The organism is Caballeronia sp. LZ001, from assembly GCF_031450875.1.
Taxonomy (GTDB): Bacteria; Pseudomonadota; Gammaproteobacteria; order Burkholderiales; family Burkholderiaceae; genus Caballeronia.
In genome coordinates, this window is the sequence record NZ_JARTVX010000003.1 from 735,449 (window position 1) to 759,671 (window position 24,223).

Consider the following 24,223-nt stretch of genomic DNA (forward strand, 5'->3'; position numbering starts at 1 on the left):
CGCGGACAACGGGACCGTCTACGTTGGCAGGCTCGCCACGTGCGACCAGGCATCCACTGCATATTCCGGATCATCTCTCATTCTAATGTCGCCTAGCAGAACCATGAAAATGCTGCGTCAGGTCGGCGAGTTTCTCAAGCGAGCTACGCAAGCGTTCATGCTCGTCTGGAGCACGTCACCGCTATTTCTCAGTGGGCTTCTCGTCGCGACCATCGTTGCCGGCGTGCTTCCCGCGGCGGCCGCGGTCATTGGGCAGCGTATCGTCGACGCGGTCGTCACGGCCTCTCATGAACCAGCGCATCGCTTACATTGGCCGGTCATTCGCTATCTCCTCCTCGAAGCATTGGTGCTCATTGCCCTTGCGGCGAGCCAGCGGTCGTTGTCCTTGCTGCAGGCGCTACTCCGCGCGCAACTCGGGCAGAAGGTCAACCTGCTTATATTGGAGAAGGCTCAAAAATTGAGTCTCGTTCAATTCGAGGATTCAGAGTTCTACGACCGCCTTGTACGAGTACGGCGAGACGCGTCTTCACGGCCGTTGTCGCTCGTGATGAAGTCGCTCGGTCTCGTACAAAACCTCATCTCCGTCACGACTTTCGCGGTGTTGCTCGTGGGGTTTTCGCCATGGGCGCTTGTCATTCTGGTCGTCGGTGCCATTCCGAGCTTTATTTCCGAAGCGCGATTCTCGGGTAGCGCGTTCCGGCTCTTTGGGCGAAGGACGCCCGAAAGCAGACAGCAGAATTACATCGAGTCTCTGCTCTCGAGCGAAGCGAACATCAAGGAAGTCAAGCTGTTTGGCTTTGCCCCGCTTCTTCTGCAGCGCTATCGCGACACCTTCGAGAAGCTCTATGCCGAAGACCGCGCACTCACGTTGCGACGAGACGGTTGGGGCTTTCTGCTCGGCGTGGTCGGCACGATCGCGTTCTATGCGGCTTATGGGTGGATTGTCCTTGAGACGGTGAGCGGAGCCATCTCGCTGGGTCAGATGACGATGTACCTCGTGCTGTTCAGGCAAGGTCAGAGTGCGGTGAGCAGCAGCCTGTCCTCGATTGGCGGGCTCTACGAGGATGGTCTATACCTGAGCGACTTGTTCGAGTTCCTCGCGCAACCCGAAAACGTGAGCTCCGGTCATCTGACTCAAGGAACGCATCCGGGACAAGGTCTGCAGTTCGAGCGGGTGTCGTTCGCTTATCCGGGTGCCGAGCGCCCGGCACTGACCGACATCAGCTTCGATTTGAAGCCCGGGCAGACACTCGCTTTGGTAGGCGAGAACGGCTCGGGCAAGACCACGCTCATCAAGCTTCTCACGCGCCTTTACACGCCGTCCGCCGGTCGTATCCTTCTCGATGGTTCGGACCTCCAAGAGTGGGACGAATACACACTGCGTCGCCGGATCGGTGTCATTTTCCAGGACTTCATTCGTTACCAGTTCAAGGCTGGCGAGAACTTGGGCGTCGGCGATATCGAAGCCTTCTCGGACAGGACCCGATGGAGCGAAGCGGCGCAGAAGGGCATGGCTGCCGCGTTCATCGAGCAGATGGAGAACGGATACGAGACTCAACTCGGACGCTGGTTTGCGGGTGGTCGAGAACTCTCGGGCGGGCAGTGGCAGAAGATTGCACTGTCAAGGGCCTATATGCGGGAAAGCGCGGATATCCTGATTCTCGACGAGCCGACCGCCGCCCTCGACCCCGAAGCCGAGGCTGGGGTGTTCGAGCAGTTTCAGGCGCAGTCAGGGCAGCGGATGTCCATTCTGATTTCACATCGTTTTTCGAGCGTGCGAGGAGCCGACCAGATCATCGTGCTGGACCAGGGGCGGATACTGGAAAGCGGAAGCCATCGACAACTACTCGCGCTGAATGGACGTTATGCGCACCTGTTCGGTCTACAGGCGCAGGGGTACAAATAAAGGTGCTGTACATCGCGGTCGTTGTACGGGCATTTTTCGCTGCAACCCATCTCGGCGCGCTCGATTGCTCAGACCGTGCTCGCGCGATGACGCCGAAATTGCGCAGCCGACAACCACAAGGCCGAGATAAGGAAGTAGGCCGCACCGACGCCCGCGTAACCGGCTATCTTCGAAATTGCAAGCGTAAGAGGTGCGGGTGTAAGCGCCAGAAAGAAGCATCCTGCAAGTGCCGATTGCGCGCCGCTAAGAACCATGGCCCATTGCGCGCCGAAGCGCTTCCATCGACGTAACGCGGTGGCGAGTTGAAGCAGTCCGGACAAGATGGCCCAGACGCCGACGACGCCGAGGACCCATGCCGTATTCGTTTTGAGCGCAATGATCACGGCGGCGGTCGTGGCCGCGCTGATCGCAACGTTGATCGCCTGCGTGCGATTGCCGGTCTTCCCGCCGCTTCGCGACATGTCGATATAGTTCGCGAGCGCATCCCATGCCGGGTAGATGACCAGCAAAACCGCCGCGCCGGCCACGGAGTGCAATCCGACCAAGAAGGCCAGCGCCACCCATACGATCGAAACCGCCGCGCGGGTGAAATAGTAGTTCTTGAGCCAGCGCTCTGCGTTGGCGAGCGTTTTTTCTGGCAGTGAGTAGTCGGACATGGTGACTCCTTGCAATGACTGGTTGGCGCTTCACGATGACCGAGATCTTTGCACCTCGCGCGTGCACTGTGCATCGGTCAAATGACCGAGGCTATGGGAAATTGATGTCGCGTATAGTGGGCGCATTTCCGTGCAAAACTCCCGTGGTCATCCCATGACTGATCAGGAAGCCGGCCAGTCTCCCTTGCTCGTGTTCGATTGTGTGAAGGCGCTCGCCTTCATCGGTGACTTGAGCATGGGGCAGCCAACCGACCACTCGCCTCGTACGGCGTGGCTCGCCTCGCGTCTGGCGAGTGCGGCCGGTCTTGCGATTACGAATGCCGACGTAGTGCGCGAGGCGGCGTTGCTGCGCTGGTCCGGTTGCACGGCAAATGCGTCGGGCTTCGCGCAGGTTTTCGGTGACGATGTAGCGTTTCGCCAGGCCATGCTCGAGGATCATCCGGATTGGGCGGAACCGCTCGAAGCGCTCGGCGACGCTGGCGCGGCGCTCACGCCGCTTGCCGTGACCCATTGCGAGGTCGCGGGAGAAGTGGCGCGCATGCTCGGACTCGCGCGCGCGACCGAAACGGCGTTGCGGCACATCTTCGAGACGTGGGACGGTCGCGGCTTGCCTTCGCATCTCACGCACGAAGCGGTTCCCGTGCCTGTGTCCATCGTCTCGCTAGCGGGCGATCTGGAAATCTACAGCCGCGTGTATGGCGTGGACGGGGCGCTCGCTAAAATCGCGAAGCGCGCCGACACGCGCTATCCGGCAGTGCTTGTAGGATATGCGAAGCGCCATGCGGTGCATTGGCTGAAGGAGTTAAATTGCTTGACGCCCGCCGAAGTCGATGCGGTTCTTTCAACCGCGCACATGCGGCAGACCACTTCGCCGGAGTTGATCGCAGACGTCATCGACCTCAAACTTCCGTGGATGACGGGCTTCTCGCGCGCGGTTGCATCGACGGCACTGGCGGCGTGCGCCCGGCTCACCTCGAGCGATGAAGCGCGCGCCCGGGTCTATCACGCCGGGTTGATCCACGGCATTGGCCGCGCGTCGGTGCCTAACGCGGTGTGGAATCAACCGGAGCGTTTGAGCGAAAGCGCGTGGGAAAAGGTGCGTCTGGTGCCGTACTGGACGTCGCGTGCGGGACGTCTGGCGGGCGCGATAGGTGAAGCGGCGGAGGTCGCATCGTATGCCTATGAACGCCTCGACGGCTCGGGCTATTTTCGCGGCGTGCGCGATCAGGCGCTTGGGTTGGAAGCGCGCGTGCTGGCCGCGTCTGTTGCGTGGGTGGCGCTTCGTTCCCTGCGTCCGTGGCGAGCGGCGCTTTCACCCAACGAGGCCGCACAGAGAATGCTCAACGAAGTCGCTAAAGGCCGCTTCGATGCCAATGCGGTCGGTGCGCTGCTCACCGACGCCGACGCTCCCGTAAGACATCAGGTAAGCGATGCTCCGTCGCGTGCGCTGCTCTCCGTGCGAGAGATCGACGTCTTGAAAGCGATCTCACGCGGCGCGAGTAACAAGGAAGCCGCACGCGAACTCGTCTTGAGTCCAAGCACGGTGCGCACACACGTAGAGAATATTTTTCGCAAACTCGAATGCTCGACACGCGCGGCGGCAACGCTCAAGGCATCGGCAATGGGCTGGCTTTGAAGCGCGCATGTCTGGCGAGCGTGCGCGCTTCGAATCGAAATCAGTTCTGGATTGCCTGAACCGAGCCGCCATCCACCCGAACGTTGCTGCCGTTGATGAACGACGCACGATCCGAAACCAGCAAAGCGATGGCCGCTGCGACTTCCTCGGGCTGACCCCGTCTCTTTTGAACGATTCCCGGCCGTTCCTCGTCGAGAAAACTCTTGACCGCCTCGTCGAAGGACACGCCCATTTGCTTGGCGCGTTTTTCCATCATGCCGTTCGTCATGCCGGTTTCGATGAATGCAGGCGAGACGGTATTGCACAGCACGCCTTGTGCAGCCTCTTTGTAGGACAGATTTTTGATGAATGCAGCAAGCGCGGCCTTGGCAACGTTGTACACCGCCTCTTCCTAGTAAGGCTGCACCGCGTTCTCGGACGTGATGCAAACGAAGCGCCCCCAGCCTTTCGCACGCATGGGCGGAATGGCCGCACGAGCCACACGTACAGCCGAAAAAAAGTCGGTCGCCCAAGCTTCCTCGTAGTCTGCATCCGCCAGTGCGAGCGGATCGCCTTTTGCGCCGGTAACGCCAGCCGTATGAACCACGATGTCGATCTGCCCGAATCGTTCCGTGCCTCGCTTGACGAGATCGTCTACCTCTTGTTGCCTGGTCATATCGGCCGCAATCAACAAGCTGGATTGCGCGAGCGCGCCGCTTTCCTTTTCGAGCTTTTGTTGATCCACGTCCGACAGCACCAGGTGCACGCCTTCCTCACTCAATTGTTTTGCAACCGCGAGACCGATGCCGCCGCTCGCGCCGGTGATGAGCGCCACGCGCCCCCTGATTCCCAAGTCCATGAATCCCCCTTAGTTGATTGATTCCGCAACCACGCAAGTCGTCGTGGCTAAAGCGCCTTTGCGAATTTCAGCATCTCCTGTGCCAAGATCCGCGGCGTCTGCAAGGGCATGAGGTGGCCTGCGCCATCGATCACGCTCACGTTGCCATTCGGAAAATGCTTCAATGTTGTCATGCGTTGCTCGTCCGGACCGGGCACTTGCTTATCGTCCGCGCCGCAAACGAGCAACGCCGGATAATCGAGCGTACCGATGCGATCGCTCCAATCCTCCTTGCTGCCGCCATCCACCCATGCGCGCCAGGCAACGAGATCGACGCGTTGGGCATCGTGGATTGCGACTTCGCGAACATCATCCGGCAAGCGGTGTGCGCTCGATTCATCCACGAACGCTTCCGCTTCCGGCCGAGTCTTGCCATACGCTCGTTGCTGTTCCCGGTCCTGCTCGCTCATGGGTTGCGGTCCGGGAGGCGAGGGCGCGACGAGGATCAGGCCTGCCAGATAGTCCGGCTTGCGGGCCGCAAGCACAACCGCGACTTTCCCCGTCATCGAATGACCGACGAGCACGCAACGTTCGAGTTGCAATGCACGGATGGTAGCGTCGATGTGATCGGCCATCTCGCTCACGCTGTAGCCTTCGATATGCGCGGCATCGCCGAAGCCGGGGGTATCGAGCGCGACGCAAAGGTGTTCATGGTCGAGAAAAGGCAAGGTAGGAAACCAAGTACGGTGTGAGCCGCCTAAGAAATGCATGAGCACGAAGGTGACGTCGCCTTGGCCCTGTCTGCTGTAAGGGAGCATGAGTTTCTCTGGATGGTCGGGACCGAGCGCTGAATTCGTTCCTCGATCAGCGCTCCAAGTGAGCGCTTTAGCCAGATTTGTACCCGTCGATCGTCTTTGCTCGTTGGCGGAAAGCAACTGCATACTCTGATGAATAAAAGAAATGCTGCATCCAACACCCAGGCTTCTACGTATTTGATTTTGCTGCGGCATGTTTGACCCGTCGCGGCTCTATCAAAATCAGACCGACGAATCGAACACGGGTGTCGAGGCTTGTGGTCCTTAAGGAGTTCCGAAATGGCAAAGACTGCGTCGCATGTCCAGGTTTCGTGCGTGTTGGCTTTACTCGTGTCCGCGCTGGTGTCCATGCCCGCGCTGGCGGGCGGAAACGGTAACGGCGGGAGCGGCAGCGGTGGTGCTCATGGCGCGGCTACGTCCGAAAGGACCTACCACAGCGAGCCAGTGTCGAGTCCGTGGAACAGAGATCCGGGCGATGTGAACCGAACCTATGAGCCGGGCAACAAAGCTTCGTCGCAAGCCATGCCGCAGAGTTCGGACATGTCGTCGGGTGCCGTCAAGTAGTTTGCTTGAGGCGAACGCGTCGTAGCGGTTTTAATCGTCAGGCCCGACGGTAGTGAGCGACACTGCGGGCCTGGCTGCAGATTCAAGTTCGGTTCATCTATTGCAGATGCGGCGAAGTGCCGGCATGCCGCTTCTCAAGCTTTAGCCAGCCTGATGCTGCTCGCGTCGCCAGTGAGATAACCGACAGTCGCGCCGAATCGATCTTTATAATTCGCGCGCAGTAAAGGATCGACGGTCGCCTTGACCTTGTCATGCAGCGGATTCTCCCAGTCGCCCGCATGCTGGAAGTTGCTCATGATGTAGGTCCAGCCGTTGATCTCGTCGACCGCGTGCAATCCGGTGGATTCCGCAGCCGACGGGCACGAAAGCACGCGTGCAAGCGTTTGGGTATCGACGTTATAGGCCCAAAGGAAGTTGTTCACGTGTGTGCTGGAATCTTCGCCGATGAACAACGTGCGCAGCTTCTCCGAGAACTTCAGGTTGTCCGGATTCGCGATCTTGTCGGGGTTCGCGAGGTTGCCGAGCGCGTCGGGCGCAGCCAGGTCCTCGCCGACGAGCGCGGCGGGCGCGGCCATGTCGACCGGCACCCATTCGCTGTCTATCGCCGCGCCCGTCACGTCTTTCTGACCGGCCTTGAGATTGAGCGCGTAGACGGCGCCTGCGACGATGGTCTTGTCGACCGCGACATCGCGCGAGGCCGCGTTTCCCTTGACCATCGATTTCTCGACTCGGGACATCGCCGTGTACACGATCTTGTCCTTCGCGTTGACCGTCGTGCCTTCGAGCTTCGTGAATCCCATGCTGCCGCCGATGAGCGCCGCATAGCGGTGCGTTTCCAGATACGCCGCCGCTTTGTCCATGCCCGGCTTGACGCGGACCCAGTTGAACGTGCCGTTGAAATTGATCTTCGTGTAGCTGGCGTCCGCCGGGTCCGCGGTGGCGATGTCCATGATGTCGGCTGCCTTGAGTGATCCGGCGAGTGCTTCGATTTCAGCGCTCGTGGCATTGCCGATGCGAATCCACGAGAGGTTCGCCGATCCCGCTCCCGCCGACGAGGTCTGCGTCCACTTGGCGACGTACAGCGTGCCTGACGAGAGGTCCGCCGCTTTGTCCGCGATGAACATGAACAAGCCGCCGTTGGTCGCGTCGTCGCCCATCATGACAGTGCGTTGGTCCGGCATCACCTGGATCAATTCGTGTGAGATGCGTCCGAGGCAGTAATGCTTTTTGATCGATGCCGTCCCGTCTGGATTCACCGTGACTTCCGGCAAGTGCCCGTAGTGGTAGGGATTGGCGCGCGTCGCGTCGCCATATAGCGCTAGGCTGAAGGCCTTGAACTGCGCGTTTTTCGCGATGCTCGACGCGTCCGGCTCGTACTCCTCGCTCGACAAGTGCGTATTCCAGGGCGAAAGGCTCGCGCCGCACGTGATCCATAGACCGTTCGCTTTCGAGGTGTCTACGTTGTGATATTTCACCAGCGTGAGGTGGCCCGTCGTCGGGTTCTGATCGAGCGTCAATACCGCGATAGGCGAGGGTAACTGGCCGTACTGCGACGCGAGGCTCTGATCCCGCGTGGTGTATTCGAACTGCACCACGGCGAATACGGTCTTGCCCTTGATGCCCGGCACCGTTGCATTGGCAAGCGTGAGCAACGAACTGCCGTCGGGGCAGTCGGAATAGAACTGACGCTCCTTGCCCGGCACCGAGGTATCGACGATCGGCTGGCCGTTGATATCGTAATAACCGCCTGCAAGGATGTTGCCGCCACTGCCGTTCGGCACCATGTCGCCGGTGACGAAGAACGGTTGATAGGCGAGCTTGTACGCTTGCGTGGTGCCGTCCGCGAACGTGACGTTGAGCGACGACTTTACCGTGGTCGTCGCCATCGACGCGGGGTCGTTGAGCGTGGGTGCGGCCATCGACGTGAATGCCGCGCTTGCGAACGTCGCGGTGGCAGCCGGGGCCGCATTGGAATCACTGCCGCCGCAGCCGGCGAGCGTCGTGGCGGCGGCGAATCCGCCGAGCGGTAACATCGGCGCCCCCGCAAGAAGTTTAAGCGTGCGGCGGCGGGAAAGATTCGTCCGGTCGGACCATGCATTCAAACGAGGAGAGAGACGATGTTCAGGAAACCGGACGATGACGCGAGCCAGAAGCACGGTGTAAAAGCGCGCGATGCGCGTCGCGAAGGCATGAGTCGGCGAGACTTTGCCAGATTACTCGGCGCCGCGCCGCTCGCGTTGCTCGTCGGGTGCGGCGGGGGCGGAGACGATTCATCCAATTCTTCAGGGACGTTGGCGCTCGATCCAACGGCCAAAGCCGCGAATCCAGACACTTACACCGACTTCGAATGGTACAAGTGGACGTTTCCCATCGACAAAACGCTGGATGCAGTCGGGACAGCAAACGACGGCGTCGGCCAGATGTACGTGCGGCTTTACACGCCGAAAACGGTGGCATCGACGACATATCCGCTGGTGGCCGTGCTGGGCGGGTTGGGCAACGACGCCAACATGACGGCCAACTTTTATGCCTCCAACGGCGCGGCGGATTTCGCAAACGCGGCCTTGCAGGCGAAGTATCCGTCATACATCGTGACGGTGACCGTGCCTTGGGAAGCGTGCGTCAACTACGACGCCGAGATGGTCTATATGAACGCCATCGGCGAGTTGATGAAGGCCATCTCGACGCGCGTAGGCAATGTCGACTCGACGCGCATATACGCAACAGGCATCTCGCAGGGCGCGGGTTGGTCCTACGAAGCGGCATCGTTGCAACCCGATCTGTTCGCGGCACTCTTCATCAATTCAGGAACGGTCGTCCACACGACCTGGGGCAACGAAGCAGACCTGACCAAGCTAAAGGACGTCAACCTCTATATCGCGCACGGGGCGCAGGATCAGTACATTCCAGTGAACGAAGCGTATCGGGTCTACAACGACTTGTCCGCTCTCGGCAAACGCAACATCAAGCTGGACGTGGTGACGGGAACGCACGCGCTGTCGGGCACGCAGTATTTCCCGGCCACGCCCGTTACGAGTGTTTATCCGTGGCAGGACTGGCTCCTCACACAGAAGAAGGGTGTGGGCTTCGATGGCCCCGTGCTTACCGAGGTCAGCCCGTTCTCCGCGTATCAGTGGGCGGGCCGCTCGGCATTACCGGATGTGCCGACTTGGGCTACCGACGTACCGTACGCAACGTGGACCGAGCCACAGGATAATCCGACCTGGGACACCATCAAGACCCGGCTTGCTGTTCCCACGGTGAACGGAACGAGCAGCGGCGGCTATGTAATCGGACGCTTTCGTATCGGCGACGAAACGCAGACCACCTATGACAGCGCGACGACGGCAACCGCGGGTCTCAAGTCCGGCCAATTGCTATGCATGACCATTCAGGGCTACACCGGTGCGTACGGGGACGACTTCGCCTCCTTTAACGCGAACTGGACCGTGGAATGGGCCGTGATGGCGGGGCAGGTTACGAGCATCGTCTTGACGAATCAGGCGAGCCCGGCGCCCATTGCCCGACCGAGCACGGTGAACTTGACGAACGGCGGCGGCCCGAACGTCAATAACTCGCTTGCGACGCCGAATGTTCTCGATGGCAAGCAGGTCTACCTGAGGATCGCTCTCGCGGACACTTACACGGGCACTGCGCTCAAGGTTTATGTGCGCTTCACCAAAAAGTTATCGAGTGCGCCGCGAGGGCCGGAATATGCGTCGTACTGGCATGTCGTGGACTTGCCCGTGAATCTGACTGCCTGATTTATCGATGTGGGAAAACGGCGCTTCATACTCATGCGCCGTTATTCCGCAATCGCGTCGGTGCCCGCTCGCTGGCTGCTGCTCGGTGCGCGGCATCGATCACCGGATCGAAGTCCAACGCATGGACGACCCGAACCATGCTATCGAAACCCTTGACCGTCTGCATGCGCTCGGCATTCGCCTGTCTGTCGACGACTTCGGCACGGGATACTCTTCTTTGTCGTACCCGAAGCGCATGCCCGTGCACGAGATCAAGATCGATCGATCCTTCGTCATGGGCATCACGGATCATAAAGACGACGAGACCATCGTGCGCTCGACCATCGATCTCGGGCACAACATGGGACTGAAGGTCGTGGCCGAAGATGTCGAGAGCGAACAAATGATGACGCGCCCGCGGGAGTTGCAATGCGATCTTGCGCAGGGATTTCATTTGAGCCGCCCGCTGCCGCCGGCCAAGCTCGAACTCTGGCTCGCGGGTGGGGTCGAGGAGAGCAATCTGCGTTTCGCGTGAACTCATCCGCAAGTCACGTTCATCCGTTCTTTCTCGTTCGACGACATTTCCGATGCAAGCCGATGCGTGGACATCCATGCCGCCAGCGCACGGACGTGGGCTTGCTTCGATCAAACGATTGCTCGCTTCGAGCAGTCGCGCACAGCAGTGAAGGGGGCGCCGCTCGAAGTCATCGAGGAAAATAGTCGGGCAGCCGAAAGCCGTCATACGCGTGATTGCCGACGATGGCTTGCCTGAACGCATCCGAACGATACGCTTCGACGATATCGTCGGTGGTCTGCGAATGCTGGTTCGCGGCTTTCACCACGACCTGATTCACGTAGGGCGAAGTCATCTCCTCGAGCGCCAGCGCCGTTGTCAGGGCGTGTCCGCTCGATACCGCGAAGTTGCCCTGAATCGCCGCAAAATCCACGTCTTCCAACGCGCGCGGCGCCTGTGCCGATTCGAGCAGCACGAGCTTGATGCCGGCAGGATTATCGGTCACGTCGCGCTCGGTTACATCGACAGGATTCGGATTCGGACGGATGCGAATCCAGCCGATACGCTGAAGGATCTTGAGCGCGCGTTCCAGATTGACGGGATCGTTGGGCACGGCAACCGTAGCGCCTTTCCGGACCTCGGCAAGCGCATGGTGCTTCGTGGAGAAGAGGCCCATCGGTGGCGTGGGCACTTGCACCACGCCGACGAGATCGGTGCCGTTGCGGTCGTTATAGGACTTCAGATACACGCTGTGCTGCATCACGTCGGCCGCTATCTCGCCGCGATACACCGCCTGGTTCGCTTCCAGGCCGGTGCTGAACTCGACGTAGCGCACGGTGTAGCCCTTCTTCGAGAGTTGCGGTTCGACGCCCTGACGAAACTCGTCCGCGTAAGGGCCGGGCACGAAGCCCACGCGCAGTGTGTGCGCGGTATTGTCCGCGGCGAAGCCGGGCGAGATGAAGACGGCTTGGCTCAACGTCAGCGCGAGCAGGAACGTCCTGAGTTTTACCGATGCAATCATGGGAATGAGTGGGCTGAACGAAAGCAGAAATCGTATCAACGCAACCCATGCGGGCGGAACAGATTGATCGAGCTAACCTTAGTCCGCAATGCGATAACCGGGAGGCTCCGCATCAATCGATAGTCTGTCGCGCGAGTTCGACTCTGGGCAGCGCAATGCCATGCCGCTCGCGAGCCGCTTGACGCGTCGTATCGATTTCCTTCTGCTTGCGAAGTTCGTCCCAACCCAGCACCTGTGCCGCGATCTCCGCGCCTTCGAGCAACAGCGCGTTCGTCAGATGTCCGGAGATCGCGATCGTCGTGCGACGGAAGAATAGGTCCGCAAGACGCGTGACCATGTCATGCGCGCACAGGTACTCGATCTCGCGCACCGTAAAGTCCGATGCGCTGCCAAAGGGCCGATCCGGTGCGCCCGCGCAAAACGCCGCGACTGCCGAAGCAGTCGTGCCATAGCGCGTGAGCAAGCCGTCGGCACGCTCGGCCGACACCCCATACTGTCGAACGACATTGCCGATCCATTCGGCCCGTGCATACGCATCGCGCGGAAAATCGCGGCCTCCGCCGATCGCGGTGTGACGCGTGCGGACCGCGCGTGAGCGTCCGAGGCGTACGAGCGTGTCGTCGGTGACCGTTTCGGCGAATCCGCGAAACGTCGTCCACTTGCCGCCGACGAGCGATAAAACCGGGACTTGCGTGCCGGCAAGACGATCCACATGCATCGCGTGATCGCGGCTTACATCGCCGGGATCGGCGGCATTGGAATAGGGCAGCGGGCGCACGCCGCTGTATCGGAACGCAATGTTCGCTTCGTTCAACACCACGCGTGGAAAAACTTCCCGCAGCGCGCCGAGCATGTAGGCGACTTCATCGTCCTCGCAGCGCACGGCGTCGGGCTCGCTTGTGCGGATATCGGTCGAGCCGATCAGCAGCTTGTCCATGAAGGGATAGATGAGCGAGATGCGCCCGTCCTTCGAGCCGTAGTACACCATGCGGCCGCGCAGTTGCGCATGGAGCTCGGGGTGATCGACGATCAGATGCGAACCCTTCGTCCCGCCGATGTACTTGCTTTTTATGCCGAGCGAAGCATTCACGCTATCGATCCACGCCCCGCCCGCGTTAACGACGACCTCGGGCCGCACCGCGACGAGCTCGTCCGTTACGAGGTCGCGCAACCACACGACGCCGCCCTCGACGCGCTCCACGCTCGTGTAATTGGCCGCCGCCGATTGCTTGCACGCGGCAAGCCCGTCCGCGACGAGCTCGAAATTCAGGCGTTCGGCTTGCGTCACCTTGGCGTCGTAATACGTGGCGGTCGCCTTGATTGCCGGATCGAGCAGCGGCAGGTCTTCAAGCGATTGCGCTCGCGTCGCGAGATGATGACGCGGCATCGTGCGGTCGTGCCGTCCCAAGAAGTCGTACATGGCAAGGCCGATCTTCGAGATGATCGCGCCGCGATCCGCAAGCTTGGCCTTCATGCCGAAGAAGCGTCGGGCGGACGCCACCATGCCGCCGAAGTACGAGTGAATCGGCAGCACGGTTTCGAGCGGCAGCACGTAATGCGGCGCGTTCTTCAGCAACAGGTTGCGCTCCAACGTCGACTCGGCGACGAGGCGAAACTCGCCCGTCTCCAGATACTTCACGCCGCCGTGTATGAGCCGCGATGGCGCGCTACTCGCACCGGCGGCAAAGTCGGTCTTGTCGATCAACAGGCAGTCGACGCCTTGCAGCGATAAATCGCGAAACACACCCGCGCCGTTGATGCCGCCGCCCACGATCAACACGCCGATCTTCGGGCTCTGCTTCAACCGGTCGAGAAAGAAATTGCGGTTTCGTTCTGTCATCGAGATTCTCCGGCTTCAATGCGAGGTGGCCGCGCGGTCGAGCGCGGGCCACAAGGGCTGAACTGCGGCGATGAGTTGCGACCAGAGCGCGTACGCGTCGTCGAGCTTCGCGTGGCGTTGCGGGTCCGGCGCATGCGTGCGCGCAACGCGGCAGGCGCGCGCCACGGCATCGGCAAGCGAATCGAAAACGCCCACGCTGACGCCTGCGCAAAGCGCCGCGCCGAGCGCGCTCGCCTCCTGACTTTCGGGTATGTCGATAGCGATGCCAAGCACATCCGCGAACGACTGAGCAAGCAACGGACTCGACGATCCACCGCCCGTCAACCCCGCACGATGCGCCGGAAAAGCGCTCGTCAACGCTTCGATGTGCCAGCGGTGATTGAACACCATGCCTTCGAGTACCGCACGCGCCAGATGCGCGCGCCGGTGCCACGAGCGCAAGCCGAAGAAAGACGCGCTCGCCGGCTGCTCGAACGGAGAACCGAACAGGAAGGGATGAAACATGACCGAACTCGGTTCGGCCGACACCGCCTGCACTTCGTCGCCGATGAGATCGAACAGCGAGCATCCGCGCCGCGCCGCTTCCTGCGTTTCGTGCTGAAAGAGTTCGCGCAAAGCCCAATCGACATTACTCGACGAAGCGGGCGAAATCGACATGTTCATCCACTGGCCGGGCCGTGTGCCGTTACGGCACGACCAGCGCGGATCGAGTTGCGGCCGATCCGACAGTATTTCGTTGATGCTGAACGTTCCCGCCGTCACCGACAACACGCCCGGTTCGGCGTTGCCCATGCCGAGGGCGCTCGACGTGACGTCGTGCAGCCCGGTTGCGACGGGCGTGCCTTCCTTCAAGCCGGTTTGCGATGCGGCAAGCGCCGTCACGCGGCCGGCCTGCGCCGTGGACGCGACGATGGGTGCGAGCGCCTGGCCGATAGTCCCCAGGCCGTAGAGCGCCATGACCTCGGCGCTGTACTGCTGCGTGTTGACATCGGTGAAGGACGAACTGGCTTCGGTTGGATCGGTGGCGGGGACGCCCGTGAGACAGAGCCGCAGCCAGTCCTTGCAAAACAGGACATGGCCGATCCGCGCGAAGCGCGCTGGCTCGTTGAGCTGAATCCATTTCAGCAGGCTGACGGCGGCGTACGGATAAGGCTGCTGTCCGGTCAATGACAGCGCCCGTTCCAGCACGCCTTCCTCGCGCCAGCGTTGCCGGACGTCGAAGGCGCGGCTGTCGAGCGAGAGAATGCCGGCGCCGAGCGGCGCGCCCGCGCGATCTACGAGATAGAGCCCGTCGCCGTGTCCGGTTACGCCGACGGCCGCAATGGAACCAGGCGCGATCTCGCTCAACGCATCGCGAATGGCGCCACGGGCCGCATCCCAGGTTTCTCGCATGTCCCGTTCGACATGGCGCGCACGCGGCTGCCGCTGTTCGACGCGCCTGGCTGCCCACCGCGACGGTGCGCCCGGCCGTGTCGAAAACAACCGCTTTCGTGGCTGTCGAACCGCTGTCGACGCCGAGCAGATACGTCTCCATCGTGTCTCCGAATTTTTTGTTGCATCGCGTCAAGCCGACATTCCGCCTTCGGACTGCGCGATGCTTATCTAGGGTTATAGCGGATGGTAATCGAGGATCGGGTTGCCTATTGTGCTTACAGTGAAAAAAATTTCAGCACGTATAAAAAATATCACTTCAACGTGCGCACGGAGACAACATGACGAAATCCGCCGACAGGCGTGACGCCGAGGACAGTCTTGCGATTCGCGCGGCGTGGCTGCACTACGCCGCCGGTCAGACGCAGGCCGACGTCGCGGCTCGTCTCGGCGTGAGCAGTGTCAAGGCGCATCGGCTGATCATGCGAGCGAATCAGAGCGGCGCGGTCAAGTTCACCATCGACGGCGATGTCGCCGAATGCGTCGTGCTCGAAGCGGAGCTCGCGCAGCGCTTCGGTCTTAGCTATTGCGAAGTGGTCCCCGATCTGAACGAAGGCGATCTGCCGCTGCGCGCCCTTGGCGTCGCTGGCGCGCACTTCATGCAGCGCGAGATCGCGACGCGGCAAGGCGGCGTGATCGGTATAGGACACGGGCGAACGCTCGCGGCCGTCGTGGAGAACATTCCGCGCCTGGACGCGGGCACGGTGCGCTTCGTGTCCTTGCTTGGCGGCGTCACGCGCAAATACACGGCAAATCCGTATGACGTGATTCACCGGCTCGCCGAGCAAACGGGCGCGGTGTCGTATGTGCTGCCGCTGCCGTTTTTCGCCAACAAGGCCGAGGATCGCGAAGTGTTGCTGGCGCAGCGTGGCGTGCGCGAAGTGTTCGACATGGCGGCGCATGCGGATCTGATGGTCGTCGGTATCGGATCGGTGAATGCGGACGCGCAACTCGTCGCATCGCAAATGATCGAGCCCGACGAAATTCAGGAGGTGCGCGACAAGGGCGGTCAAGGCGAATTGCTCGGACATTTTTTCAGCGATACCGGCCAATCCGTCGAAACATCGCTGGCGGCGCGCACGGTCGCGCCCGAACTCGACGACCTCAAGGGCCGGCGCATCATCGCGATTGCGGGCGGCGCGTCGAAGATCGCGGCGATTCGCGCGGTGCTCAATAGCGGCCTTCTGAGCGGATTGATCACCGACGAAGCCTCGGCGCTGGCGCTGAAGATGGAACCTGTCGCGACGGAGGCGGCGTGATGAGCGAGAACGCACGCGACCTTCTCATCGGCATCGACGCGGGGACCTCGGTCATCAAGGCCGTGGCCTTCGACCTGACGGGACGGCAGATTGCCGTCGCCTCGGTGCCGAACCGCTACACCACGAGCCCCGATGGCGCGGCGACTCAATCGCTCGATCAAACTTGGGGCGACTGCGCGAAGACCTTGCGGGATCTGGGCGCGAAGATCGAACGTCTCGCGCAACGCACGCGCGCGCTGGCGGTGACGGGTCAAGGCGACGGCACATGGCTCGTCGGCGCAGGCAACAAGCCGGCGAGCGACGCATGGCTATGGCTCGACGCGCGCGCCGCGAACACGGTGCGGCTGTTGCAGGAAGGACCGGCGAGCCGCGCGCGGTTCCAGGCGACCGGCACGGGACTCGCCGCGTGCAGTCAGGGCGCGCAGATCGCGCACATGGCCGCGACGACGCCCGAAGTGCTCGAACGCACCGAAGTGGCACTGCATTGCAAGGACTGGCTGTATCTCAATCTCACCGGTGTGCGCGCCACCGATCCGTCCGAGGCGAGCTTCACCTACGGCGACTTTCGCACGCGCCAATACGACGACACGGTGATCGAAGCGCTCGGCCTCACCGCGTGGCGCGACCTGTTGCCGGAAATCATCGACGGCACGGAGATCATGCATCCGCTGACGTCAGACGCCGCCGCCGCGACTGGCCTGCTCGAAGGCACGCCCGTGTGTCTGGGCTTCGTCGATATCGTGCTGACGGCGCTCGGCGCGGGCATTCACACGGAAGGCGCGACGGGCGCGAGTTGCTCGATCGTCGGCTCCACGGGCATGCACATGCGCGCGATGCACAACGCCGACATCCATCTGAACGCGGAAGGCACGGGTTACGTGATCGCGTTGCCGGTGCCGGGCATGTCGGCGCAAGTGCAGTCCAACATGGCGGCGACGCTGAACGTGGACTGGGTGTTGAATCTCGCGTGCGATCTGCTCGCGCAGTTCGGCACGAGCCTTTCGCACGGCGACCGGATGAAGTGTATCGACGGATGGCTGCAGTCGGGACGTCCCGGCGCGCTTCTGTATCACCCCTATATCTCCGATGCCGGCGAGCGCGGTCCTTTCGTGGACCCGAACGCGCGCGCGGATTTCATCGGACTCACGAGCGAGAGCCGCTACCCGGATCTGTTTCGCGCGGTGGTCGAAGGGCTCGGCATGGCCGCGCGCGATTGCTATACGTCGATGGGCATTCCAATGCCCGATGAACTGCGCCTCACCGGCGGCGCGACGCGTTCGCGCGCGTTGCGCGGCGTGCTCGGCGCGGTGGTCGGCGCGCCGGTGCGTATCTCGCTGCGCGAGGAAGCGGGCGCGGCGGGCGCGGCGATGATGGCGGCGGTCGCGCTCGGTGTGTATCCCGACATGAACACGTGCATCGCGCAATGGGTGACGCCGCTGCTCGGACAAGTGGAAGCGCCCGATGCGGAACTGACGCAGTTGTATGCGCAGCTTTTTCCCGCGTATCGGAAGGCGCGCGAGGCGCTCGTACCGACCTGGGATGAAACGGCGCGGTTGCTGAAATCGCGGCATCGGCCGAACGCGCTAGCCGCGGGCCTCAACTAACGTCGAACATGGAACGCTGAGATGAGCGAGAAGGATAGGGTGGACCTGTGTGTCATCGGCGGCGGCATCAACGGCGCGGGTATTGCGCGCGATGCGGCGGGCCGCGGACTGTCGGTGATTCTGTGCGAAAAGGACGATCTCGCACAGGGCACGTCGTCGCGTTCCGGCAAGCTCGTGCATGGCGGGCTGCGTTACCTCGAATACTACGAATTCCGGCTCGTGCGCGAGGCGCTGATCGAGCGCGAAGTGCTGCTCAATGCCGCGCCGCATATCATCTGGCCGCTGCGCTTCGTGCTGCCGCATAGTCCGGGTGATCGTCCCGCATGGCTCGTGCGCACGGGCCTCTTCATGTACGACCATCTGGGCGGCCGCAAGAAGCTGCCGGGCACGCGTTCGCTCGACTTGTGGCGCAATCCGGAAGGCGCGCCGATCAAGGACGAGTACCGGCGTGGCTTCGAGTATTCCGATTGCTGGGTCGACGACGCGCGTCTCGTCGTGCTGAGTGCCGTCGATGCCGCCAAGCGCGGCGCCGAAGTGCTCACGCGCACCGCATGCATCGGCGCGCGGCGCGAGGGCAATGCGTGGCGCGTCGAACTGCGCGACACGCGAACGGGATCGACGCGCGTCGTGAACGCACGCGCGCTCGTCAATGCGGCGGGACCGTGGGTATCGGATGTCATCGGGCGCGCGGGCGCGAAGTCGACGCGCAAGGTGCGGCTCGTGAAGGGCAGTCATATCGTTACGCCGAAGTTCTGGGACGGTCCGCACTCGTATCTCGTGCAGAACCACGACAAGCGCGTGATCTTCATCAACGCCTATGAGGGCGACAAGGCGCTCATCGGCACGACCGATGTGCCGTGGGACGGCGCGCCGGAAACCGTGCAGATATCGAACGAGGAAATCGACTATCTGCTGACGGCGGTGAACCGCTACTTCAAGCATCCGTTACGCAAGCAAGACATCGTGCAGACGTTCTCGGGCGTGCGTCCTCTCTACGACGACGGCAAGGGCAATCCGTCGGCGGTCACGCGCGACTACGTGTTCGATCTCGACGCCAGCGGCGGCGCGCCCTTGCTGAATGTCTTCGGCGGCAAGATCACGACGTTTCGCAAGCTCGCCGAACATGCGCTGCAAAAGCTGCAGCCGACCTTCCCGAAGATGGGCCCCGACTGGACTTCATCGGCGACGCTGCCGGGCGGCGACATGGAAGGCGCCGACGTGCCGCGCTTCATGGCGAGTCTGCAAAGCCGCTACGAGTGGCTGCCGCGCAATCTGCTGCGCTATTACACGCAAACCTACGGCACGCTGACCTCGCAGGTGATCGACGGCGCGACCTCGCTCGCCGGTCTCGGCCAGCAGTTCGGACCGAACTTCCACGAAGCGGAAGCGCGCTACCTGATGTCGCACGAATGGGCCGAGTCGGCGGACGACATGCTCACGCGGCGCACCAAGCACGGCTTGCACATGAGCGCCGCGCAGAAGTCCGCGTTCGAAGCCTGGCTCGACGGCCTCGTGCGTAAATCCGCTTAAAGACACGAGACGAACATGGCATTCACGCTTGCACTGAACACGAATCCGCTGGTGAACCGCTTCGCCGAACCGGGCGACCTGATCGACACCATCGCGCACGACATGAAAATCCGCGACGTGCAGTTGACGCACGAGTTCATCAATCCGTCGTGGCCGGCGGCAACCACGCGGCGGCTCACGCGCGAGATGCGCGCGGCGATGACGCGCACCGGCGTGCGGATCACCTCGGGCATGACCGGGCCGTATGGCCGTCTGAATCACTTCGGTCATCCGGATGCAGACGTGCGCCGCTACTACATCGACTGGTTCAAGTCCTTTGCGGATATCACCGCCGATCTGGGCGGCGACTCCATCGGCACGCAGTTCGCGATCTTCACTTACAGGGATTTCGACGATCCGCAACGGCGCGACGCGCTGCTTCAAACCGCGATCGATTGCTGGGCCGAAGTCGCCGAGCATGCCAAAGCGGCCGGCTTGAAATACGTGTTCTGGGAACCGATGTCCATTGCCCGCGAATTCGGCGAGACCATCGCCGCGTGCATGGCGCTGCAAGACCGCCTGAGCGCCGCGAACATGGCCATTCCCATGTGGATGATGGCCGACATCGACCACGGCGACGTCACCAGTTCCAACCCCGACGACTTCGATCCCTATGCGTGGGCGCGCGCCGTGCCGCGCGTGTCGCCGATCATCCATATCAAGCAGTCGTTGATGGACAAGGGCGGGCATCGCCCGTTCACCGCGGAGTACAACGCGCGCGGCCGCATTCAGCCAGAACCGCTCATCGAGGCGCTGCACGCGGGCGGCGGGCGCGACAACGAAATTTGCCTGGAACTCTCGTTCAAGGAACGCGAGCCCACGGATCGGCAGGTCGTCGCGCAGATTGCCGAATCGGTGGCATTCTGGGCGCCGCATTTCGACACCGGCATCGCCGATCTCAACATCTGAGGAGTCAGACATGCCAGGCACGATGACACAAAAGCTGATCAACGATGGCGACGCCGCCGTCGACGAGATGCTCGAGGGCGTCATGGCCGCGCACGGCGATCTGCTGACGCGCAGCGACAGCGCGCCCCGGGCGATCATCGCGCGCAACGGGCCGCGTGAGGGCAAGGTGGCGTTGATCATCGGCGGAGGATCGGGACACGAGCCGACGTTTCTGGGCTTCGTTGGCCGCGGTCTCGCCGATGCCGCCGTGATCGGCAACGTCTTCGCTTCGCCGCCGCCGCAACCGGCCGTCGATGCCGCGCTCGCCGCGCATGGCAACGCGGGCGTGCTGTTCATGTACGGCAATTACGCGGGCGATGTCATGAACTTCGACATGGCGACCGAACTGCTCGAACTCGACGGCGTCGAGGCGCGCACCGTGCTGACCACCGACGACATCGCCTCCGCGCCGCGCGACAAGCGCGAGACGCGGCGCGGCGTGGCGGGCAACGTGTTCATCTTCAAGGCAGCGGGCGCCGCGGCGGACCTGATGATGCCGCTCGGCGAAGTGGAGCGCGTCGCGCGCCATGCCAATGCGCGCACGTACACGCTCGGCGTGGCGCTCGCGCCTTGCTCGCTGCCGCAGACGCGTCAACCGAACTTCGAGATTGCCGCCGGCGACATGGAAATCGGCATGGGCATTCACGGCGAACCGGGCATGCGCCGGGAAGCCTTGCGCACGGCCGACGACATCACCGACGAAATCATGGATGCGATCCTCGCCGAGATGGGCGCGGCCAAGGGCGACCGCGTGGCGGTACTCGTGAATTCGCTCGGCTCGACGCCGCTCATGGAGCTTTACATTCTCAACCGGCGCGTTTCGCAGCGCTTGCAGGAGGCGGGACTCGTCGTGCATCGCACGCTCGTGGGGCCGCTGTGCACATCGCTGGAAATGGCGGGCGCGTCGATCACCGTCATGCATCTCGACGATGAATTGCAGCGCCTCATCGATCATCCGTGCGAGTGCGCGATGTTTCAGCAGAGGGCCGCATGATGTCCGCGTTTTCCACCGCCGACAACGCGCAATTGTTCCGCGAACTCGCGAGCACCATCGCGGCGGCGCGCGACGAACTGTGCCGGCTCGACGGCGTGATCGGCGACGCGGACCACGGCATCGCGATGGAACAGGGCTTTTCTGCCGCGTCCAGGGCCATCGACGCGTTGCCGTCCGACTGCACGTTCGCGGATCAGTGGAACGCCGCGGCCAAGGGTTTTCTAAACGCGGTCGGCGCATCGTCGGGGCCGCTTTACGCAACGGCGTTCATGCGCGCGGCGAAGGCGGCGGGTGCGCGTCAGGCATTGCCGCTGAACGACGCGCCGGGGTTGATCGTCGCGATGGCCGAAGGCATCCGGTCGCGCGGCAAGGCGGAAGTCGGCGAAAAAACCATGGTCGATGCGTGGGCGCCTGCCGCCTCGGCAGCCGAACAAGGCATGGCGGACGGCTTGTCCGTGAGCGACATCCTGACGCGCGTTCGCGAAGCGGCGAACGCGGGCGCGGAATCCACGAAGGCGATGGTGGCGACCAAGGGAAGATCGGCGCGCCTCGGTGAACGCAGCATCGGTCACATCGATCCGGGCGCGGCCTCCGCCGCGATGGTCATCAACGTGATTGCAGAAAACTGGGGAAGACATGACACGCACTGAACGAATGGACAGCCGCGAGGTGAGCCAATGAGCGCAATGACTCCGTCGATCAAGCATCAGGGCAAGCGCGGCATGCGCGTTGTGATCGGCATCGTGTTGCTGGCCATTTTGCTGATCGCGATGGCCATGAGTACCAAAATCGTGAAGATCGGTTCCGGCGCCGATACGCAGACCAAGGAATTCGAGCCGGAAGCCTACGGCAAGAAGCAGTTTCCGAAGACGCAGGCCGCGATAGAAAAGCGCGCCGTCGATGCGGCGACGCTGGCCGCCGCCATCGCCAAGGATCAGGACGCGGCGGGCAAGCAATACGGCATCGCGGGCGGCGGCATCGGTCCTGAAATGTCGGTGAAGTTCTCGGGTGTCGCGGGCAAGGAAGACTCCGGCGTGTACGAAGTCAAGGTGCCGGGCCTGCCCGATTCGCTCGTCATACGCGTGCAGACGGGACCGGCGATCAACGGCACCGACTTGCGCGATGCCACGGGCGACATCAGCTTCGGCCAGTTCACGAATCAGATCGACTACCAGAACGCCGGTTACGCCATCAACACGGAGATGAAGAAACAGGTTCTGTCGAAGGTCGATACCGCCAAGCTGACGGGCAAGACAGTCGATGTCGTCGGCGTGTTCCAGCTGATCAATCCGAATGGCTGGCTCGTCACTCCTGTGAAGCTGGACGCGAAATGAGCACCATCGATCCAACCAACGAACAGGGCGCGGCGAAGGATGGCGTGCTGCTGTCCGCGCGCGATGTCGTCAAGTCGTATGGCGGCGTGCATGCGCTCAAGGGCGTGAACTTCGAGATTCATCGCGGCAAGGTCACGACGCTCTTCGGCGAAAACGGCGCGGGCAAGTCGACGCTCATGAAAATCCTCTCCGGCGTGGAAAAGCCGACCTCCGGAGAAATCGAGCTGGATGGCGAACGCGTGGCGTTCACGTCATCGACGGATGCGCGCAATCACGGCATCTCGATCATTCATCAGGAACTGAGTCTCGCGCCGAACCTGAGCGTGCGCGACAACGTCTTCATGGGCCGCGAGCTGCGCACGCCGACCGGCGTCAACTTCGCCGAGGAGGCGCGGCAGACGCGCGCGCTGATGGAGGAACTCGAAGAAGACGTCGACCCCATGACGCTGGTGCGCGATCTGCGCCTCGGTCAGCAGCAGGTCGTCGAGATCGCGCGGGCGTTGTCGGTCGATTCGCGCATTCTGATCATGGACGAACCGACTTCGGCGCTGAGCGCATCCGAAGTGGAGGTGCTGTTCAAGGTGATTCGCGACTTGACGAGCCGGGGCGTATCGATCGTCTACATCTCGCATCATCTGGAAGAAGCATTGCAGGTCACGGACTATGCCGTGGTGCTGCGCGATGGCCGCATCACCGCGACGGCGGAGCGCAAGGACATCGACCTCGGATGGATCGTGCGCAACATGGTGGGCGAGAACTTCGACCTCGGCTCGCCGCCGACCGGCTACGAGTTCGGCGAAGTCGCGCTCGATATCGACGATGTCAGCATCGCCGATGAATCCGGCTCAGGCGTGTCCGTGGTCGATCGTCTGTCGCTCAAGGTGCGCGCGGGAGAGATCGTCTGCATCTACGGACTGATGGGCGCGGGCCGCACGGAACTGCTCGAAGCGGTCGCGGGACGCACGCGGCTGCCGGTGACGGGCGGAACCATTCGGCTCGAAGGCGAGAGCATGGCGGGGCTGAGTATTGCGCAGCGCATTGGCCGTGGGCTCGTGCTGGTGCCGGAAGATCGTCAGCGCGACGGCCTAGTGCCGACGATGAGCGTCGGCTCGAACTTGTCGCTCGCGAGCATCCGCTCTTTCGTGAAGGGCATCTTGATGTCGCCGCCGGTCGAGCGTGAACTCGTCGGCCAGTCGATCCGCAACGTGCACGTGAAGACCTCGGGCCCGGGCGCTTCGATCCGTTCGCTGTCGGGCGGAAATCAGCAGAAGGTGGTGATCGGCAAGATGCTGGCAACCGTACCGCGCGTCATTCTGCTCGACGAACCCAGTCGCGGCATCGACATCGGTGCGAAGTCGGAAGTCTTTCGTCTGCTCGCCGAGAACGCGAAGAAGGGTTTGGCCGTCGTGTATTCGACGTCGGAAGTGGGCGAATGCCTGAGCGTTGCGCATCGCATCATCGTCATGCGGCGCGGAAAGATTTCCGCGGAATTCGGCCCCGACGCCAACAAGGACGACATCATGGCCGCCTCCGGCGAAGCCGTGGTCGCCTGAATCAGAACATGCCTGGAGA

19 protein-coding genes and 1 pseudogene are annotated in these 24,223 nt (G+C 62.4%); 13 read left to right on the forward strand and 7 right to left on the reverse strand.

Annotated features, from left to right (window positions below; genetic code table 11):
• Window positions 1-103 precede the first annotated feature (103 nt).
• The gene (locus tag P9292_RS07805; protein WP_309958491.1) at window positions 104-1,906 is read left to right on the forward strand and encodes an ABC transporter ATP-binding protein; all 1,803 of its coding nucleotides are present in this window, start codon (window positions 104-106) and stop codon (window positions 1,904-1,906) included.
• 68 nt (window positions 1,907-1,974) lie between these two features.
• Here the strand turns inward: P9292_RS07805 and P9292_RS07810 are convergent, their stop codons facing one another.
• Complete coding sequence (locus P9292_RS07810) at window positions 1,975-2,562, reverse strand: DUF308 domain-containing protein (RefSeq protein ID WP_309958492.1); 588 nt, start codon at window positions 2,560-2,562, stop codon at window positions 1,975-1,977.
• 154 nt (window positions 2,563-2,716) lie between these two features.
• On the opposite strand from P9292_RS07810, the gene P9292_RS07815 reads away from it, so the two are divergent.
• On the forward strand, window positions 2,717-4,198 hold the full coding sequence (locus P9292_RS07815; protein ID WP_309958493.1) for an HD domain-containing phosphohydrolase: 1,482 nt from the start codon (window positions 2,717-2,719) through the stop codon (window positions 4,196-4,198).
• 40 nt (window positions 4,199-4,238) lie between these two features.
• Here P9292_RS07815 and P9292_RS07820 read toward each other — a convergent pair.
• Window positions 4,239-5,036 (reverse strand): annotated as a pseudogene (locus P9292_RS07820) (SDR family NAD(P)-dependent oxidoreductase).
• Between the two features lie 47 nt (window positions 5,037-5,083).
• Window positions 5,084-5,833, reverse strand: coding sequence for an alpha/beta hydrolase (locus P9292_RS07825; protein WP_309958494.1), 750 nt, complete (start codon window positions 5,831-5,833; stop codon window positions 5,084-5,086).
• A gap of 276 nt (window positions 5,834-6,109) precedes the next feature.
• Between P9292_RS07825 and P9292_RS07830 the strand changes: the two genes are divergently transcribed.
• Window positions 6,110-6,394: a hypothetical protein gene (locus P9292_RS07830; RefSeq protein ID WP_309958495.1), complete on the forward strand. Its 285-nt coding sequence runs from the start codon at window positions 6,110-6,112 to the stop codon at window positions 6,392-6,394.
• Window positions 6,395-6,528: 134 nt separating this feature from the next.
• Here the strand turns inward: P9292_RS07830 and P9292_RS07835 are convergent, their stop codons facing one another.
• The gene (locus tag P9292_RS07835; RefSeq protein ID WP_309958496.1) at window positions 6,529-8,427 is read right to left on the reverse strand and encodes an alkaline phosphatase PhoX; all 1,899 of its coding nucleotides are present in this window, start codon (window positions 8,425-8,427) and stop codon (window positions 6,529-6,531) included.
• Window positions 8,428-8,511: 84 nt separating this feature from the next.
• Between P9292_RS07835 and P9292_RS07840 the strand changes: the two genes are divergently transcribed.
• Entirely contained in the window at window positions 8,512-10,158 is a 1,647-nt protein-coding gene (locus P9292_RS07840) for a PHB depolymerase family esterase (protein WP_309958497.1), read from the forward strand.
• A 121-nt stretch (window positions 10,159-10,279) separates the two neighbouring features.
• On the forward strand, window positions 10,280-10,672 hold the full coding sequence (locus P9292_RS07845; protein ID WP_250511217.1) for an EAL domain-containing protein: 393 nt from the start codon (window positions 10,280-10,282) through the stop codon (window positions 10,670-10,672).
• A 169-nt stretch (window positions 10,673-10,841) separates the two neighbouring features.
• Here the strand turns inward: P9292_RS07845 and P9292_RS07850 are convergent, their stop codons facing one another.
• From P9292_RS07850 to P9292_RS07860, 3 genes are all read right to left on the reverse strand, one after another.
• On the reverse strand, window positions 10,842-11,672 hold the full coding sequence (locus P9292_RS07850; RefSeq protein ID WP_250527794.1) for a MetQ/NlpA family ABC transporter substrate-binding protein: 831 nt from the start codon (window positions 11,670-11,672) through the stop codon (window positions 10,842-10,844).
• Between the two features lie 112 nt (window positions 11,673-11,784).
• Window positions 11,785-13,512 carry a glycerol-3-phosphate dehydrogenase/oxidase gene (locus tag P9292_RS07855; protein WP_309958498.1) on the reverse strand — a complete coding sequence of 576 codons (1,728 nt, stop codon included), beginning with the start codon at window positions 13,510-13,512 and terminating at the stop codon, window positions 11,785-11,787.
• Window positions 13,513-13,527: 15 nt separating this feature from the next.
• Window positions 13,528-14,904 (reverse strand): FGGY-family carbohydrate kinase, encoded by a 1,377-nt coding sequence (locus P9292_RS07860; protein WP_309958499.1) that lies wholly within the window; start codon window positions 14,902-14,904, stop codon window positions 13,528-13,530.
• Between the two features lie 320 nt (window positions 14,905-15,224).
• Here P9292_RS07860 and P9292_RS07865 point away from each other — a divergent pair, with 320 nt between their 5' ends.
• The 8 genes from P9292_RS07865 to P9292_RS07900 are packed head-to-tail and all read left to right on the forward strand — an operon-like array spanning window position 15,225 to window position 24,204.
• Entirely contained in the window at window positions 15,225-16,202 is a 978-nt protein-coding gene (locus P9292_RS07865) for a sugar-binding transcriptional regulator (RefSeq protein ID WP_244830446.1), read from the forward strand.
• Complete coding sequence (locus P9292_RS07870; RefSeq protein WP_309958500.1) at window positions 16,202-17,806, forward strand: FGGY-family carbohydrate kinase; 1,605 nt, start codon at window positions 16,202-16,204, stop codon at window positions 17,804-17,806. The genes P9292_RS07865 and P9292_RS07870 overlap by 1 nt, the downstream gene beginning before the upstream one ends.
• Before the next feature lie 21 nt (window positions 17,807-17,827).
• The gene (locus tag P9292_RS07875; protein WP_244830443.1) at window positions 17,828-19,336 is read left to right on the forward strand and encodes a glycerol-3-phosphate dehydrogenase; all 1,509 of its coding nucleotides are present in this window, start codon (window positions 17,828-17,830) and stop codon (window positions 19,334-19,336) included.
• Between the two features lie 15 nt (window positions 19,337-19,351).
• Entirely contained in the window at window positions 19,352-20,284 is a 933-nt protein-coding gene (locus P9292_RS07880; protein ID WP_250527797.1) for a sugar phosphate isomerase/epimerase, read from the forward strand.
• A 10-nt stretch (window positions 20,285-20,294) separates the two neighbouring features.
• Window positions 20,295-21,317, forward strand: coding sequence for a dihydroxyacetone kinase subunit DhaK (locus P9292_RS07885; RefSeq protein ID WP_244830439.1), 1,023 nt, complete (start codon window positions 20,295-20,297; stop codon window positions 21,315-21,317).
• Window positions 21,314-21,967, forward strand: coding sequence for a dihydroxyacetone kinase subunit DhaL (dhaL, locus tag P9292_RS07890; RefSeq protein WP_309958501.1), 654 nt, complete (start codon window positions 21,314-21,316; stop codon window positions 21,965-21,967). The genes P9292_RS07885 and dhaL overlap by 4 nt, the downstream gene beginning before the upstream one ends.
• A gap of 27 nt (window positions 21,968-21,994) precedes the next feature.
• Window positions 21,995-22,651 carry a DUF2291 family protein gene (locus P9292_RS07895; protein WP_250468268.1) on the forward strand — a complete coding sequence of 219 codons (657 nt, stop codon included), beginning with the start codon at window positions 21,995-21,997 and terminating at the stop codon, window positions 22,649-22,651.
• Window positions 22,648-24,204: a sugar ABC transporter ATP-binding protein gene (locus P9292_RS07900; RefSeq protein WP_309958502.1), complete on the forward strand. Its 1,557-nt coding sequence runs from the start codon at window positions 22,648-22,650 to the stop codon at window positions 24,202-24,204. Before P9292_RS07895 ends, P9292_RS07900 begins: the two co-directional genes overlap by 4 nt.
• Window positions 24,205-24,223: the final 19 nt, after the last annotated feature.